The organism is Dactylosporangium sucinum, assembly GCF_014647515.1.
Lineage (GTDB): Bacteria > Actinomycetota > Actinomycetes > Mycobacteriales > Micromonosporaceae > Dactylosporangium > Dactylosporangium sucinum.
In genome coordinates, this window is sequence record NZ_BMPI01000153.1 from 1 (window position 1) to 999 (window position 999).

The window sequence follows — 999 nt, forward strand, 5'->3', positions numbered from 1 at the left end:
ATCGATGCGGTCGCCGAGGTGGATGTCCAGGTGCTGGCGGACCTCGTCCAGACCCGGCAGATCCGCGCCCATCCCGGGGCGCTGCGACCCCTGCCCGGAGAACAGCACCGCCACCGGACCCGGCGCACCCGCACCGGTGGTCGACAAGTCACGCAGACCCGCGACCAGGTGAGCAACGTCCGAACCGGTCACCACCGCGCGGTGCGCGAACCGGGACCGCTGCGTGGCCAGGGCCACGGCGGTGTCGTGGGGGTCGGGGTCGGTCCGTTCGGCCCAGTCGGCCAGGCGGGCCGCCTGCGCCCGCAGGGCCCGCTCCGACTTTGCCGAGACGATCCAGGCGGTCGGGCCCTCGCTGGGTGCCGGCGCCGGGGTGGGGTCGCCCTCCTCGATGATGACGTGCGCGTTGGTGCCGCTGATCCCGAACGAGGAGACGCCGGCCCGGCGGGGGCGGCCGTTCGGCCACGGACGCGACTCGGTGAGCAGCGCGACTCGGCCCGCCGACCAGTCCACGTGCGGGGAAGGCTCGTCGACGTGCAGGGTCGGCGGCATGGTGGCGTGCCGCATCGCCAGGACCATCTTGATGATCCCGGCGACGCCGGCGGCGGCCTGGGTGTGGCCGATGTTGGACTTGACCGAGCCGAGCCAGAGCGGTTCGTCGCGGTCCTGCCCGTAGGTGGCGAGGAGCGCCTGCGCCTCGATCGGATCGCCGAGCCGGGTGCCGGTACCGTGGCCCTCGACAACGTCCACCTCGGACGGTGACAGACCCGCATTGGCCAAGGCCTGCAGAATGACTCGCTCCTGGGACGGGCCGTTCGGGGCAGTCAGGCCGTTGGAGGCGCCGTCTTGGTTGACCGCGGAACCACGCACGACGCCCAGGACGCGGTGGCCGTTGGCGCGGGCGTCGGACAGCCGCTCCAGGACCAGGACGCCGACGCCCTCGGCCCAGCCGGTACCGTCCGCCGCCCCCGCATAGGACTTGCAGCGCCCGTCGGCGGCCAG

General features: G+C 73.7%; 1 protein-coding gene. It reads right to left on the bottom strand.

Annotation, left to right across the window (positions count from 1 at the left end; translation table 11 throughout):
- Positions 1-999: ketoacyl-synthetase C-terminal extension domain-containing protein (locus IEZ31_RS58035; RefSeq protein ID WP_268241779.1), on the bottom strand; the 999-nt coding region annotated here is incomplete at both ends.